13 protein-coding genes and 1 tRNA gene are annotated in these 14984 nt (G+C 68.6%); 12 read left to right on the top strand and 2 right to left on the bottom strand.

Annotation, left to right across the window (positions count from 1 at the left end; all coding sequences use genetic code 11):
* Nucleotides 1-33 precede the first annotated feature (33 nt).
* The 5 genes from FJ091_17555 to lon all read left to right on the top strand — a co-directional run bounded on the left by FJ091_17555 (nucleotide 34) and on the right by lon (nucleotide 5935).
* A tRNA-Leu gene (locus FJ091_17555) sits at nucleotides 34-119 on the top strand.
* A gap of 20 nt (nucleotides 120-139) precedes the next feature.
* Nucleotides 140-1420 (top strand): trigger factor, encoded by a 1281-nt coding sequence (gene tig / locus FJ091_17550; protein ID MBM4385161.1) that lies wholly within the window; start codon nucleotides 140-142, stop codon nucleotides 1418-1420.
* Nucleotides 1421-1555: 135 nt separating this feature from the next.
* Nucleotides 1556-2194, top strand: a complete 639-nt coding sequence (gene clpP / locus FJ091_17545) for an ATP-dependent Clp endopeptidase proteolytic subunit ClpP (GenBank protein ID MBM4385160.1) — start codon at nucleotides 1556-1558, stop codon at nucleotides 2192-2194.
* Nucleotides 2191-3438: an ATP-dependent Clp protease ATP-binding subunit ClpX gene (gene clpX / locus FJ091_17540; GenBank protein MBM4385159.1), complete on the top strand. Its 1248-nt coding sequence runs from the start codon at nucleotides 2191-2193 to the stop codon at nucleotides 3436-3438. The genes clpP and clpX overlap by 4 nt, the downstream gene beginning before the upstream one ends.
* Nucleotides 3439-3463: 25 nt before the next feature.
* A complete protein-coding gene (gene lon, locus FJ091_17535) occupies nucleotides 3464-5935 on the top strand; it encodes an endopeptidase La (GenBank protein ID MBM4385158.1) in 2472 nt (823 codons plus the stop codon).
* 204 nt (nucleotides 5936-6139) lie between these two features.
* Here lon and FJ091_17530 read toward each other — a convergent pair whose 3' ends face one another.
* Nucleotides 6140-7366 (bottom strand): MFS transporter, encoded by a 1227-nt coding sequence (locus FJ091_17530; protein ID MBM4385157.1) that lies wholly within the window; start codon nucleotides 7364-7366, stop codon nucleotides 6140-6142.
* A gap of 90 nt (nucleotides 7367-7456) precedes the next feature.
* Here FJ091_17530 and FJ091_17525 point away from each other — a divergent pair, with 90 nt between their 5' ends.
* On the top strand, nucleotides 7457-9151 hold the full coding sequence (locus FJ091_17525) for a methylmalonyl-CoA mutase (GenBank protein MBM4385156.1): 1695 nt from the start codon (nucleotides 7457-7459) through the stop codon (nucleotides 9149-9151).
* A 35-nt stretch (nucleotides 9152-9186) separates the two neighbouring features.
* Here FJ091_17525 and FJ091_17520 read toward each other — a convergent pair whose 3' ends face one another.
* On the bottom strand, nucleotides 9187-9543 hold the full coding sequence (locus FJ091_17520; protein ID MBM4385155.1) for a PEP-CTERM sorting domain-containing protein: 357 nt from the start codon (nucleotides 9541-9543) through the stop codon (nucleotides 9187-9189).
* A gap of 511 nt (nucleotides 9544-10054) precedes the next feature.
* On the opposite strand from FJ091_17520, the gene FJ091_17515 reads away from it, so the two are divergent.
* The 6 genes from FJ091_17515 to FJ091_17490 all read left to right on the top strand — a co-directional run.
* The gene (locus FJ091_17515; protein ID MBM4385154.1) at nucleotides 10055-10465 is read left to right on the top strand and encodes a cobalamin B12-binding domain-containing protein; all 411 of its coding nucleotides are present in this window, start codon (nucleotides 10055-10057) and stop codon (nucleotides 10463-10465) included.
* Nucleotides 10462-11100: an EthD domain-containing protein gene (locus tag FJ091_17510; GenBank protein MBM4385153.1), complete on the top strand. Its 639-nt coding sequence runs from the start codon at nucleotides 10462-10464 to the stop codon at nucleotides 11098-11100. Before FJ091_17515 ends, FJ091_17510 begins: the two co-directional genes overlap by 4 nt.
* A 296-nt stretch (nucleotides 11101-11396) precedes the next feature.
* The gene (locus FJ091_17505) at nucleotides 11397-12326 is read left to right on the top strand and encodes a thiamine pyrophosphate-dependent dehydrogenase E1 component subunit alpha (protein MBM4385152.1); all 930 of its coding nucleotides are present in this window, start codon (nucleotides 11397-11399) and stop codon (nucleotides 12324-12326) included.
* 163 nt (nucleotides 12327-12489) lie between these two features.
* Complete coding sequence (locus tag FJ091_17500) at nucleotides 12490-13509, top strand: alpha-ketoacid dehydrogenase subunit beta (GenBank protein ID MBM4385151.1); 1020 nt, start codon at nucleotides 12490-12492, stop codon at nucleotides 13507-13509.
* A gap of 30 nt (nucleotides 13510-13539) precedes the next feature.
* The gene (locus FJ091_17495; protein MBM4385150.1) at nucleotides 13540-14601 is read left to right on the top strand and encodes an NAD(+)/NADH kinase; all 1062 of its coding nucleotides are present in this window, start codon (nucleotides 13540-13542) and stop codon (nucleotides 14599-14601) included.
* An 11-nt stretch (nucleotides 14602-14612) separates the two neighbouring features.
* Nucleotides 14613-14984 (top strand): lipoyl domain-containing protein (locus FJ091_17490; GenBank protein ID MBM4385149.1); only part of this gene is annotated, 372 nt, incomplete at its 3' end.

Genomic DNA, 14984 nt, shown 5'->3' with positions numbered 1-14984 from the left:
CGGAGAAGCGGTTACCTTCGCTCGCCTCCCCGCGCCGGGGTGGCGGAACTGGCAGACGCAGAGGTCTTAGAAGCCTCTGTCCATTGGACGTGCAGGTTCGAGTCCTGTCCCCGGCACCAGCAATCTCTCGAGAGGATCCATGAGCGTCTCCGTCTCCGCGGTCGAATCCAGCCCCGTCGTGCGCATCCTGACCGTCGAGGTCGACGCCGAGCGCGTGCGCAAGGCCTTCAACGACGCGTATCGCGACCTCGGGCGCAGCGTCACGGTGAAGGGCTTCCGCCCGGGCAAGGCGCCGCGCGGGGTGCTCGAGAGCCTGTACGGCGCGTCGCTGCGCGAAGAGATCGAGCGCACGCTCGTGAATCAGACGTTCCCGGAGGCGATTGCGCAGGCGGGCGTCGCGCCGATCGCCGAGCCGGAGATCGAGACGGAGCCGCCCGCGCAGGATCGCGCGTTCAAGTACACCGCCACGATCGAGGTGCTGCCGAAGATCGAGCTGCCGGAGTGGCGCGGGCTCCCGGGCACGAAGCCGCGCGTGGAGGTGCAGGACGCGGAGGTGGAGCAAGAGCTCGAGGCGCTGCGCAATCGGCGTGCGCCGCTGGCGGACGTCGACGGCCCCGCGGATACGGGCCACACGCTCACGCTCGATTATCAGGGAACGATCGACGGCGTCGCGTTCGAGGGCGGCAGCGCCGAGAACTCGTTCATCGAGATCGGCTCCGGCGGCTACATCCCGGGCTTCGAGGACCAGCTGAAGGGCGCGCGCGCCGGCGACGCGCGCGAGCTGCGCGTGACCTTCCCCGCCGACTACGGCGCGAAGGAGCTCGCCGGCAAGAGCGCCGTGTTCGCGGCGCAGGTGAAGAAGGTCCAGAAGCGCGAGACGCCGGCGCTCACGGACGAGTTCGCGAAGTCGCTCGGCGACGAGGGCGTGACCACGGTGGATGCGCTGCGCGCGCGCGTGCGCAGCGACCTCGAGACGCGCAAGGAGCGCAGCGCGAAGGAAGAGCTGCGGCGCAGCGTGATGGAGGCGCTCGTCGCGCGCGCCTCGTTCGACGTGCCGCCGGGCCTCGTGACGCGCCGCGTCTCGCAGCGCCTCGAGATGGCGTATCAGCAGCTCGGGCAATTCATGCCGCACGAGGAGCTGCACCAGCGCATGGATCAGTGGCGCGAGGAGTGGCGGCCCGAGGCGGAGAAGGAGGTGCGCGAGAGCCTCTTGCTCGAAGCCATCGCCGACGCCGAGAAGATCGAGATCGCGGACGCGCAGCTCGACGAGCGCATCGCGCAGATGGCGCGCGATCAGGGCCTCGCTGCCGATCGCCTGCGCAAGCAGTACGACGAGCGCGACATGCTGGAGAACCTGCGCGGGCGACTGCGCATCGATGCCGCGCTTGACCGAGTGCTCTCGCTGGCTACTGTGGCCTAGCCGCTCGCTTAGCGCGCAAATTGCGCGCGAAAGCCGCGCAGCGGGGCCGAACGGGGGTGATCGGTCGCGCGGTTCCTAACAAGTCTCGCTCGCGCGTGAAGCCGGGCGCATTCGAGAGCCGGAGCCGCGACGCGCATGCCGCTGATCCCCATGGTCGTCGAGCAAGATCACCGCGGTGAGCGCTCGTACGACATCTACTCGCGGCTGCTGCGCGACCGCATCATCTTCCTGAGCGGCCAGATTCACGACGAGTACGCGAACCTGATCATCGCGCAGCTGCTGTTCCTCGAAGCCGAGGATCCGAGCGCGGACATCCACCTCTACGTGAATTCGCCCGGCGGCGCGATCAGCGCGGGTCTCGCGATCTACGACACGATGCAATACATCCGCCCCGACGTGTCGACGTTCTGCGTGGGGCAGGCGGCGTCGATGGCGGCGGTGCTGCTCGCAGCCGGCGCGAATGGCAAGCGCAGCGCGCTGCCGAACTCGCGCGTGATGATTCACCAGCCGTGGGGCGGCGCGCGCGGTCAGGCCTCGGACATCAACATCCAGGCCAAAGAGATCCTCAAGCTGCGCGATCGCCTGAACGAAGTGCTCTCGAGCCACACGGGACAGGCGGTGGAGCAGATCGCCCGCGATACCGAGCGCGACTACTATATGAATGGAGACGAGGCCCGGACGTACGGGATCGTCGACCAAGTAGCGGCACATCGGCCGCGGCCCGTGGCCGCGACCCCTGCGCAGCGCGGCATTCGGGGGGCGGCGAAGACGTGAAGAAGCGGGACGACAACGCGAACCTGTCGTGCTCCTTCTGCGGAAAGAGCCAGCGCGAAGTCCGCAAGCTGATCGCCGGCCCCACCGTCTACATCTGCGACGAGTGCATCGAGCTGTGCAACGACATCATCGCCGAGGAGTACGGGCAGGACGAAGCCCGGCGCGAGACGTCGAAGGTTCCGAAGCCGCAGGAGATCAAGAGCTTCCTCGACGACTACGTGGTCGGGCAGGAGTTCGCGAAGAAGGCCCTCGCGGTCGCGGTCCACAATCACTACCGCCGCATCGAGAATCAGGGCCGCCTCGGCGACGTCGAGCTGCAGAAGTCGAACATCCTGCTGCTCGGCCCCACCGGCTCCGGCAAGACGCTGCTCGCGCAGACCCTCGCGAAGATGCTCGACGTGCCGTTCACGATCGCGGATGCCACCACGCTCACCGAGGCCGGCTACGTCGGCGAGGACGTCGAGAACATCGTCCTCAACTTGCTGCAGGCCTCGAACTACGACATCGAGCGCGCGCAGCGCGGGATCATCTACATCGACGAGATCGACAAGATCGCGCGCAAGAGCGAGAACCCGTCGATCACGCGCGATGTCTCCGGCGAGGGCGTGCAGCAGGCGCTGCTGAAGATCATCGAGGGCACGATGGCGAGCGTGCCGCCGAAAGGCGGGCGCAAGCACCCGCAGCAGGAGTTCCTGCAGGTCGACACCTCGAACATCCTGTTCATCTGCGGCGGCGCGTTCGTCGGCCTCGACGAGATCATCCAGCGCCGCACCGGCGTGAAGGGCATCGGCTTCGGCGCCGACGTGCGGTCGCGCAACGATCGCAAGATTGGCGACTTGTTGCGCGAGATTCAGCCCGAGGACCTGCTCAAGTTCGGGATGATTCCGGAGTTCGTTGGCCGGCTGCCTGTGATCGCGACGCTCGACGAGCTCGATGAAGCCGCGCTCGTGAACATCCTCACCGGCCCGAAGAACGCGCTGGTGAAGCAGTATCAGAAGCTGTTCGAGCTCGAGGACGTGCGGCTGCGCTTCACGGACGGCGCGCTGCGCGCGGTCTCGCGGCAAGCGCTCGCGCGCAAGTCGGGCGCGCGCGGTCTGCGCGCGATCCTCGAGAGCGCGATGCTCGACGTGATGTACGACATCCCCTCGCGCGACGACGTGGTCGAGTGCGTGGTGAACGAAGAGGTGATCGAGCAGGGCGCGGAGCCGCTGCTCGTGTACAAGCGGGAAGCAGAGTCCGCTTAGGCAGCGCGGCTGCGGGGGAGAGCGCATGTCCTTCTTCAAGAGCGACGATCCGAAGGGCACGCCCCCGGCGCCCGTGAAGGCCGAGCGCGTGATGCCGCTGCTCCCGCTGCGCGACATCGTCGTGTTCCCGACGATGGTGGTGCCGCTGTTCGTGGGCCGGCCCAAGTCGATCAAGGCGCTCGAGGAGGCCGCCGCCAACGGACGCGAGCTGTTCCTCGCCGCGCAGCGCGCCGCCGGCAAGGACGAGCCGGGCGAAGAGGACATCTATCGCGTCGGCACGCTCGGCTCGATCATCCAGTTGTTACGGCTGCCCGACCAAACCGTGAAGGTGCTGGTCGAGGGCCGCGCGCGCGCGCGCGTGAAGCGCTTCGTGCAGCAGGAGCCGTTCTTCACGGCCGACGTCGAGGCGCTCGAAGAGACCGAGCCGCGCACGCCCGAGATCGAGGCGCTGGTGCGCAGCGTGCACCAGACCTTAGACAACTACGTGAAGCTGAACAAGAAGGTCCCCGCGGAGGTGCTGCAGTCGGTCAGCCAGATCCAGGCACCGGGCAAGCTCGCGGACACGATCGCGACGCACCTCAACACGAAGCTCGAAGACCGCCAGCGCCTGCTCGAGCTCGCGGACCCCGGCAAGCGCATCGAAGAAGTGTTCGCGCTGATGCAGGCCGAGATCGAGGTGCTCGAAGTCGAGAAGCGCATCCGCGGCCGCGTGAAGAAGCAGATGGAGCGCTCGCAGAAGGAGTACTACCTCAACGAGCAGATGCGAGCGATCCAGAAGGAGCTCGGCGAGAAGGACGACCTCAAGAACGAGATCCAGGAGCTGGAGGAGCAGCTCAAAGCGAAGAAGATACCCGACGACGCGCGCGACCGGACCGAGAAGGAGATCCGGAAGCTGAAGATGATGTCGCCGATGGCGGCGGAAGCGACGGTCGTCCGCAACTACGTCGACTGGATGCTCTCGCTGCCGTGGAACGAGTACAAGGACGAGAACCACTCGATCGGCGATGCGGAGCGCGTGCTCGACGAGGACCACTTCGGGCTCGAGAAGCCGAAGGAGCGCATCGTCGAGTACCTCGCCGTGAGGGCGCTGGTCGAGAAGATGAAGGGCCCGATCCTCTGCCTCGTGGGCCCGCCCGGTGTCGGCAAGACCTCCCTCGGCAAGTCGATTGCGCGAGCCACCGGCCGCGACTTCGTGCGGATCAGCCTCGGCGGCGTGCGCGACGAGGCGGAGATCCGCGGGCACCGGCGCACGTACATCGGCGCGCTGCCCGGCAAGATCATCCAGTCGCTCAAGAAGGCGGGCTCGGGCAATCCCGTCGTGCTGCTCGACGAAGTGGACAAGATGTCGATGGACTTCCGCGGCGACCCGTCGTCGGCGCTGCTCGAAGTGCTCGACCCCGAGCAGAATCACACCTTCAACGACCACTACCTCGACATCGACTACGACCTCTCGCGCGTGATGTTCATCTGCACCGCGAACGTGCTGCACCAGATCCCGCGGCCGCTGCAGGACCGCATGGAGATCATCCAGCTGCCCGGGTACATCGAGAGCGAGAAGCTCGCGATCGCGCGCGACTACCTCGTGCCGAAGGTGCGCGAGCAGAACGGCCTCGAACAGCGGCACATCGACATCAACGACGCCGCGATTCTCGAGATCATCCGGTACTACACGCGCGAGTCTGGCGTGCGCAGCCTCGAGCGCGAGCTCGCCTCGCTGTGCCGCAAGGTCGCCCTCGCCGTCGCGAAGGAAGGCAAGGACAAGGCGAAGAAGCAGAAGATCTCGCCCGTGCAGGTGCGCAAGCTGCTCGGCGTGCGCAAGCACCGCCACGGCGAGGTGGAGACCGAGGATCGCGTGGGCCTGTGCACGGGCCTCGCGTACACCGAAGTGGGCGGAGAGCTGCTGCAGACCGAAGTCTCCGTGACGCCGGGCTCGGGCAAGCTGGTCGTTACGGGCCGCCTCGGCGAGGTGATGCAGGAGTCGGCGAACGCGGCGATGTCGTACGTGCGCTCGCGCGGGAAGCAGCTCGGCCTCGTGCCGGACTTCTACTCGAAGGTGGACATCCACATCCACGTGCCCGAGGGCGCGACTCCGAAGGACGGCCCGAGTGCGGGCATCACGATCGCGACGGCGATCACGTCGGCGCTGACGCGCGTGCCGGTGAAGGCGAGCGTCGCGATGACCGGCGAGATCACGCTGCGCGGGCGCGTGCTGCCGATCGGCGGGCTCAAGGAGAAGCTGATCGCGGCGCTGCGCGGCGGGATCAAGACCGTCGTGATTCCGAAAGAGAACGAGAAGGACCTCAAGGAGATCCCCGCTCTCATCACGCGCGGCCTGAAGCTGGTCCCCGTGGAGCACATGGACGAGGTGCTGGTCGCAGCGCTCGCGCACGCCGACGTGCGCGGCTTCCTGCGCGCCGGCGAGCACGTGGTGGAGGCGATCTTCGCGGGCGCGGCGGCGGCTCCCGCTGCCGCGACCGAGGCGCCGCGGATCAACTAGCTGCGCGCGGGTCGAGAGGCGTCCCGGACAGCGAGGACGCCGCCTTCCTCCACGTTGACTCCGCAACGGCGTCGAAGACTCCGCCGTTGCTGCGCGCTTCGCTTGCGGCCTCGGCCGACGTGCTTGGGAGTAGCGTTCGACTTCCAGGTCGTTCTGGCGTGGGTGGGTGGGGCGGGGATGGGCTGAGGGGTGCGAGGGGGCTCGTCAGTCGGCGAGGCGCGCGCCGCGGGTTTCGGGGATCCACTTCGCGACGATCGCGACGCACGCGAGGTTCGCGAGCGCGAGCGCGGACATTGCGCTCGCGGTGTCGCCGAACGCGGCGATCGCGCGGCCGGCGACGAGCGGGCCCACCACGAAGCCGAGGCGCCCTAACAAGCTGCCCGCGATGCCGGAGGCGGTCGCGCGCAGCGCGGTCGGGAACAGCTCGGCGGTGAGCGTGTTCGTCACCGTCCACGCGCCGCCGAGCGCGGTCACCGCGCAGTAGGCGGCCGCGACCGGCAGCGCGCCTTCTGCCTGATAACACAGGATCGTCGCGGCGCTCGAGAGGGCGAAGTAGAGCATCGCCGTCGCGCGCCGTCCGAGGCGGTCCATCGCGTAGCCCGCGAGCAGATAGCCCGCGATGCCTGCCGGGATCGTTCCCCACGGCAGGCGGCCGATCATCTCCGCGCCCCAACCGCGTTCGGCGCCGACGAAGCGGATGAATCCCACGAGCACGCCCCCGGACCAGAAGCTGAGCGTGAACCAGAGCGCAGTGACCGCGGCGAGCCGCGGGAGGAGGCCGCCGCGCGTGAACGCGCGCAGATCGCGCAGCGCGTCGCGCGCGTGCGTTTGCGCCGCCCGGCCCGCCTCGAACAGCGCGGTCTCGCGCAGCGCCAACGCGTAGATCGGCGCGAGCAGCAGTGGCAACGCGCCGATCGTGTAGGTCGTGCGCCAGTCGACGCCAGCGAACAACAACGGCACCGCGGCGCCCACGCCGGCCGCCGTGCCGAGCAGTCCGTTCGCACGTCCGCGCAGCGCGGGCGGCATCTCCTCGGACAGCATCACGTAGGCGAGTGAGAGCTGCGCGACCATGAAGAGGCGACCGCCGCACTGGAGCCAGGCGAACGCCGCGAGCGAATCCGCACGCGCCGTCGCGAGCGAGAACGCGCCGTACGCCGCGAGCGAGAGCAAGAGCGCGGGCTTGCGTCCCACGCGATCCGCCCACCAGATCACGACGCCGGACGCGATCGCGCCCCAGCTCAGCCACGAGATCGCGTCGTACACCTCGATCGTGCTCGCGCCGAACGTCTGCTCGACGCCGCGCATCGTCACCATCATCAGCGCGGCGTCGAAGCCCTCGATCGCCGTCGCGAGGGTGAGCAGCGCGAGCAGGCGCTTGTGGTACGGCGACAGCCGCGCGAGCGAGTCCGCGTCCGCACCTCGTGCTTCCACGCGGGCATGTTGCACACGCACTGCGCGCGAGTCGAGGCGTGCTGCGATCTGGGCGCGCGTGCTGCATCTTGCTCGCGCGAAGGAGTGCGCATGGCCGACGCGAACGACGACATCCGCGCGAAGCGCGCGGCGTGGGAGGCGGGCACGCTCGCGCGCGAGCTCGCGCGGGGCGAGCGCAAGCCGGCGTTCACGACGCAGGCGATGCACTGGCCCGTGGACCGCCTCGCGACGCCCGCCGATCTCGACGCGATCGGCTTCGACTACGCCCGCGATCTCGGCTTCCCCGGCGAGTACCCGTTCACGCGCGGCACCGACGCGAACGGCTATCGCAGCCAGCTCTGGACGATGGCGCAGGTGACCGGTTTCGGGACCGGCGGCGACTGGGCGAAGCGCGGGCGGTACATGCTCGAGCGCGGCTTGTCGGGGCTGATCATCGAGTACGACCTGCCCACCACGAACGGCTACGACAGCGATCATCCCCTCGCGGCGGGCGAAGTGGGCCGCGCGGGCACCGCGATCGACACGCTCGCCGACATGGAGGCGGCGCTCGACCTGCCGTTCGAGAAGCTGAAGCACCTAACAAGTGTCTGCAACGGTCCGCAGCCGGTGAATCTCGCGCTGATCCTCGCGGCGCTCGAGCGGCGCGGAGTCGACCCGCGCAGGTTCACGCTGCAGATGCCGAACATGATCCTGATCGAGTACACGTGCGTCGGGCGCTACATCTTTCCCCCCGAGCACGGCCTGCGGCTCTCGACCGACGTGATCGAGTACACGATCCGCAATCACCCGAACTGGATCCCGATCTCGGTCGTCTCGGCGCAGCTCTACGCCGCGCGCGCGAACCCGGTGCAGGAGCTCGCCTTCGGCTTCTCGATCGCGATGGAGTACCTGAACGCGGTCCTGAAGCGCGGCTTCCACGTCGATGAGGTCGCGCCGTACTTCTCGTTCATTACCGGCATCGACATGGACTTCATGGAGGCCGTGGGGAAGCTGCGTGCGTACCGAAAGGTCTGGGCGCGCATCATGAAGGAGCGCTACGGCGCGCAGAAGCCCGAGTCGCTGCGGCTCAAGCTGATGAGCTCGCCGGGCACGATGTCGATGACGCTGCAGCAGCCGCTCAACAACATCGCGCGCCTCGCGATCCAGATGCTCGCCTGCGCGCTCGGCGGCGGCGCCACCACGATGACGAGCCCGCTCTACGACGAGGCCCACGCGCTGCCGAGCGAGGACGCGATCGCGGTGGGCGCGGCGATCCAGCACATCGTGGCGCACGAGACGGGCGTGGCCGACGCGGTCGACCTGCTCGGCGGGTCGTACGCGGTCGAGCTGATGACGCGCAAGATCGAAGACGCCGTGATGGCCGAGATCGCGAAGATCGACGCGATGGGCGGCGCGCTCGCCGCGATCCAGCGCGGCTACTTCCAGAAAGAGCTCGCGCGCGAGCAAGTCGAGCGCAACCGCGCGCTCGAGACGGGCGAGCGCGTCCTCGTCGGCCAGAACTTCGCCGTGCGCGAAGAAGCGAAGCGCGCGATCGACATCTTCCGCCTCGACGAAGAGACGGAGCGCCGCCAGATCGAGAAGCTGCACGCCGTGAAGGCGAAGCGCGACGCGAGCAAAGTCGCCGAGACGCTCGAAGCGGTACGCGAGGCTGCGATCGACGGCAGCAACCTCGTGCCGCCGATCCTCGAAGCCGTGAAGGTCTACGCGACGCAGGGCGAGATTTGCGATGCGCTGCGCGAGGTGTTCGGCACGTACACCCCTGACACGCTCACGAGCGGAGTGTGAGAGCGTCCGCGCGTGCTCGCGACGTGGAACCGCGCTCAGCGCTGCTTGCGCCGCCCGCGCAGTGCGAGGCCCGCGAGGCCAAGACCGGCCAGCACGAACGAGGCGGGCTCTGCAACGGAAATCCCGGTCCAGCCCACGGTAAGCCGCATTCGCCGCGGATCTGTCGGATAGTTCAGGGTGGCGCCGAGCAGCGGGATGGAGCTGAAGGAGAGGTCTCCGTCAACCGCCAACAATTCGGAGCCGGTGACACAACCGCCGAAGTCGCACACGGCCTGGAAGCTCGACACGAAATCCGCCAGTGGAGATGCGCCGTTGCTGAAGTTCAGCCGCACGCCCGTGATGTTCATCCCGCCACCGAGGACTCCGGGCGTCAGGACGCCTTCGATCGTCAACCGGCGAAGAAGCTGAAGTCTCGACTCGTGTCTCCAATCGGGTCGGGCAGCCTCGCCAACAACTCCGGGGCGTTCGGCGCGAAGTCGATGGTGTGGACAGTGTTCGTGGCCTCGAAGACCGTGACGCTGGTGAGATTCGTCAGGGTCTGAATCGGTGAGGCGCCCGCGGAGGTCGCGACGAGCGCGAACGCTGCTGAGAAAACTGCCGAAGTTGCCCTGCTGCAAATCGTCACCGCTCACCCCTCTTCTTAGACTTCTTAGACCGCAGCCTGGAGGTGGCGATCTCTCTGCCCGCGAAGCGAGGATGCGAGCAAGTCACGAGTCGACTCCCAACGCGGCATCCGCCGGCATCGCGGGGGTTCGTCGCGGGTACGGCAAGCGAGCCCGCTGATCCCTTACGAATTTGCGATGACCTCCCGGAGCGATCAACCGAGCCCGAGCTCCAGGTGAACTCGACGGCGAAGATCGAGTGTCGAGTGCCCCGATCACCCAGAAGAGAATGAAGCCCCCGATGCACCGCCCCCACCGCCCAATCCGCGTGCTCCTCGCCAAGCTCGGACTGGATGCTCATACGATCGGCATCACGGTGATCGCGAAGGCGCTGCGCGATGCGGGCATGGAGGTGATCTACACGGGGCTCAAGCAGACGCCCGAAATGGTGGTGAACGCCGCCATTCAGGAAGACGCGGACGTGATCGGCATTTCGAGCCTCAGTGCGGCGCACATGCAGCACCTGCCGCGCGTCGCGCACTTGTTACGGGAGCAGGGCGCGGGCGAGAAGCTCGTGATCGCGGGCGGCGTGATTCCTGCGGAGGACGTGGCCGCGCTCGAGGCGGCGGGCGTCGTTAAGATCTTCACGATGGGCGCGAAGACCGACGAGATCGTGGCCTACATCCGCGCCTGGTGGGCCGCGGGCGCGTGAAGACCCTCGCGCTGATCGCGCGCAAGCCCGGCCTCTCGCGCGACGAGTTCCGCGCGCACTACGAGACGCAGCACGCGCCACTCGCGCTGCCGCTGATGAGCGGCCTCCTGCGCTACGTGCGCCACCACGTCACGGAGGAGCTGCACGGCGCAGCGGGCTTCGACGTCGCGACCGCCTTCACGTACCGGGATGCGGCGGCGATGCGCAGTGTCGTCGCGAAGCTCGCTACGCCGGCCGGCGATGCGGTGCTGCGCGACGAGCTGCGTTTCATGGACAAGCCGCGCAATCGCTTCTTCGAGCTGCGCGACGTCGAGGAGACGGGCGCACGCGGCGAGCCGGCGCGCGTTTCAATCATCGTGCTCGCGCGGCGCGCAGCGGGGCAGGGCGAGCACGAGTTCGCGTCGCGTGCGCTGCCCGATCTGCGCGACGCCGTGGCAGGTTTGCGCTGGTCGCTGCATAACGACTCGCTCGCCACGTTCGGCGAGCCGCCGTGGCACACGGTGACATTCCTGCACTGCGAAGCCGCTGCATCGATCGGTGCGTGGTGCGTTGCGCGCGAGCGAGAGGCCGCGCGCGTGGTGGCGCTGCGCGTCAGCGAGCACGAGACGCCGCTGCCGCCAGCGGGGGTGCCCTGAAGCGGGATTCGCATCTCGCGAGCTCTGCGCGCCGCGTCGAGTCGTCCGCGGCCTTCGTCACGTCCACGCGCGCCGCGCGGCTCACTCCTGCGGGAACCGGCAGCTCCGCCGCAGGCGCGGCGAGACCAGCGCCGTTTGTGGGACTCGGGAGCTCGAGCAACAAGATCGATTTGCGGCCTGGGGGCGGGCGAAATTCGCTTCGGCCAGGTGTAACGTGTTCAATCCCGCGAACACCGAGGAGCCTGCCCGTGGCCCAGATGCCCACGAACGAAGTGCTGAAGGACATGCACCTGCGCATGGTGCGCATCCGGATCTTCGAAGAAGAGGCCGGCAAGCTGATGGAGAACGGGAAGGTGCCCGGCGCGCTCCATCTCTACGTCGGGCAGGAAGCCGTCGCCGCGGGCGTGATGGTGAACCTGAACGACGACGACCAGATCACGAGCACGCACCGCGGGCACGGGCACCTCGTCGCGAAGGGCGGCGAGTTCAAGCCGATGTACGCCGAGCTGTTCGGCCGCTCGACCGGCTACTGCAAGGGCAAGGGCGGCTCGATGCACATCTCGAACCTCGACGTCGGGATGCTGGGCGCGAACGGCATCGTGGGCGCCGGTCCGCCGATCGCGGTGGGTGCAGGCTTCAGTAACAAGTACCGCGGCACGAAGCAGGTCGCGGCCACGTTCTTCGGCGACGGCGCCTCGAACGAGGGCGCCTTTCACGAAGCCGCGAACATGGCCGCGCTCTACAAGCTGCCCGTGCTGTTCGTGTGCGAGAACAACGGCTACGGCGAGTACACCTCGCAGGCGAATCACCAGGCGATCAAGGACGTCGCCGATCGCGCCGCGGGCTACGGCATGCCCGGCGTGATCGCCGACGGCATGGACGCGGTCGCGGTGTACGAGGCGACGGCGGAAGCCGTCGCGCGCGCGCGGAGCGGCGGCGGGCCGACGCTGCTCGAGTTCAAGACCTATCGCTTCTACGACCACGTCGGCGTGCGCGGCATGGGCATGGCGTATCGCACGGACGAAGAGGTCGCGGCCTGGAAGAAGCGCGACCCGATCGTGCTGCTCGAGGAGCGCATGGCGTCGCTCGGCGTGATGTCGCGCGAGGAGGCGAAGGCCGTGCACGAGCGCGTGAAGACCGACGCCGCCGAGGGCATCGCGTTCGCCGAAGCGAGCCCGTTTCCGACGCCGGATCAGCTGACGGAAGACGTCTACTACGTGAGGTAGGGGCGTGGAGTTGTTACGGACTTGGTCCTCCCTGCGCGTGTACGAGGAGCCTCGCGGCCCTCGGTCGCGGGCGGCGGGGGCGGATGCAGCGGGCGAGGCTGCGCCTCGCCGCTGATCCGTCGTCAGGCATCGCAATCTGAATTCACGAATCGAGGTCGAAACCATGGCAGCAGCAGCAACGAGCACGGCGCCGGCGGGCCCGCGCAAGCTTCCCTACGTCCTCGCCATCACCGAGGGCGTGCGCCAGGCGATGCAGGAGTTCCCGGAGTCGTTCATCGCCGGCGAAGACGTCGCGGGCGCGGGCTCGGTGTTCGGTTGTTATCGCGGGCTGCTCGCCGAGTTCGGGCCGAGGCGCGTGATCGATACGCCGATCAGCGAGAGCGGCATCATCGGCCTCGGCGTCGGCGCCGCCGCGACGGGCCTGCGCCCCATCGTCGACATCATGTTCATGGACTTCCTCGGCGAGTGCATGGACGAAGTCGCGAACCAGATGGCGAAGATGCGCTTCATGTTCGGCGGCAAGGCGAAGCTGCCCGTCACGCTGCTCACCTTCGCCGGCGCCGGCATGAGCTTTGCGGCGCAGCACAGCCAGAGCCTCGAGAGCTGGCTCGTCCACCTGCCGGGCCTCAAGGTGATGATGCCCGCGACGCCCTACGACATGAAGGGCGCGATCATCGCCGCGGTGCGCGACGACAACCCCGTGATCGTGATCATGAACAAGGTCTCGCTCGCGATGATGGGCGAGGTGCCCGAGGCGCCGTACTCGATCCCGATCGGCAAGGCGACCATCGCGCGCCCGGGCTCGAACTTCACGATCGTCGCGACGGGTCGCATGCGGCACGAAGCGCTGAACGCGGCCGAGCAGCTCGCGAAGGAAGGCATCGACGCGGAGGTGATCGACCCGATCACTCTCTCGCCCTTCGACACCGAGACCGTGGTGAGCTCGGTGAAGAAGACGCACCGCGCGGTGGTCGTGCACGAGGCCGTGCGCTTCGGCGGCTTCGGCGCGGAGATCGCGTCGCAGATTCAGGAGCTCGCGTTCGATCATCTCGACGCGCCGGTCGGCCGCCTCGGCGCGCCGTTCGCGCCGGTTCCGTTCAGCCCCGCGCTCGAGAAGCACTATCTGCCCGACGCCGGGAAGATCGTCGCCGAGGTCAAGCGCGTGATCGGGAAGACGGTCTAAAGAGCGCGCGCGCCGAACGGAGTCGAACACGTGCCTGCTCCGATCGGCATCTGCTGCAATCCCGCGTCCGGCAAGGACGTGAGACGCCTCGTCGCGCGCGCCTCCGTGTTCGACAACCAGGAGAAGCAGGCGATCGTGCGGCGCGCCGTCGTCGGCGCGATCGCGGCGGGCGCGCGCAGCTTCCGCTTCATCCCCGACACGCACGATCTCGCGGCGAACGCGCTCGCGGAGTTCGCGGGCCAGATCGAGGCGCAGGAGGTCGCCGCGCCGCGCACGGGCTCGGTGCTCGACACCATGCGCGGCGCGATCTCGCTGCGCGCTGCCGGCTGCGGCGCCGTGATCACGCTCGGCGGCGACGGCACGAACCGCGCGTTCGCGACGGGTTGGCGCGATGCGCCGCTGCTGCCCGTCTCCACCGGCACGAACAACGTGTTCCCGCGCTTCGTCGAGGCGACGCTCGCCGGCGCCGCCGCGGGTTTCGTCGCCACCGGGCGCGCACCGCTCGCAGAGTCCGCGCGCCGCGCGAAGGCCGTGAGCGTCGAGATCGCGGGCGAGAAGCCCGATCTCGCGCTGATCGACGCGGTGCTCACGCAGGACCGCTTCGTGGGCGCGCGCGCGCTGCTCGACGCGGATCGCCTCGTGCTCGCGCTGCTCACGCGTGCGGATCCCGCGGGCGTCGGCATCACCTCGATCGGCGGACTCGTCGCGCCGGTCGGCGATGAGGACGACGCCGCGTTGCTGCTCGAGTTCGGCGAGGGCGCCGGCATCGTGCACGCGCCGATCGCACCCGGCTTCTATCAGGACGTGCGCGTGCGCAGCGTGCGCCGCATCGCGTTCGGTGAGCCCGTCGAAGTCACCGGAGCCGGTGCGCTCGCGTTCGACGGCGAGCGTGAGCGCGTGCTCGCACCCGGCCAGCGCGCGACGCTCCGCGTGCAGCGCGATGGCCCGTGGGTGATCGACGTGCCGCGCGTGCTCGGCCGCGCCGCGCGCGAAGGCTGGCTGACGAAGGGATTCGAGAGCTCTCATTTCCTCCGCGCTTCTGATCGCACACCGCTGGCCTCGGTGGCGATCCGCGCGGAAAAGTCAAAGTAAGGACTGCCTGCATGCCCGCAGAAATCTTCCTCACGAAAGTCGGCATGACGATGTCCGAAGGCGTCGTCGCGCAGTGGTACGTGGCGGACGGCGCGAGCGTCGAGAAGGGCAAGCTGCTCTATCGGCTCGAGACCGAGAAGGTCGAGCTCGAGGTCGACGCGGACGCGTCCGGCGTGGTGAAGCACTGGATCGCGGAGAACGTGACGTGCGCGCCCGGCGACTTGATCGGCTTCATCTTCGCGCCAGGTGAAGCGATTCCCGCGGACCTCGCGGGGCTCGCAAAGAGCGTCGGCCCCGCGGCCCCGGCACTCGTTACGGCCGCGGCGCCCGCGGCAGCACCGCGAGCGGCCGCGGCGCCGGCCGCCGCGAGCGCGCCGAAGCGC

The sequence above is a fragment of the Deltaproteobacteria bacterium genome (assembly GCA_016875395.1).
Classification (GTDB): domain Bacteria; phylum Myxococcota_A; class UBA9160; order UBA9160; family UBA6930; genus VGRF01.
This window is presented reverse-complemented; position numbering and strand designations above follow the sequence as displayed.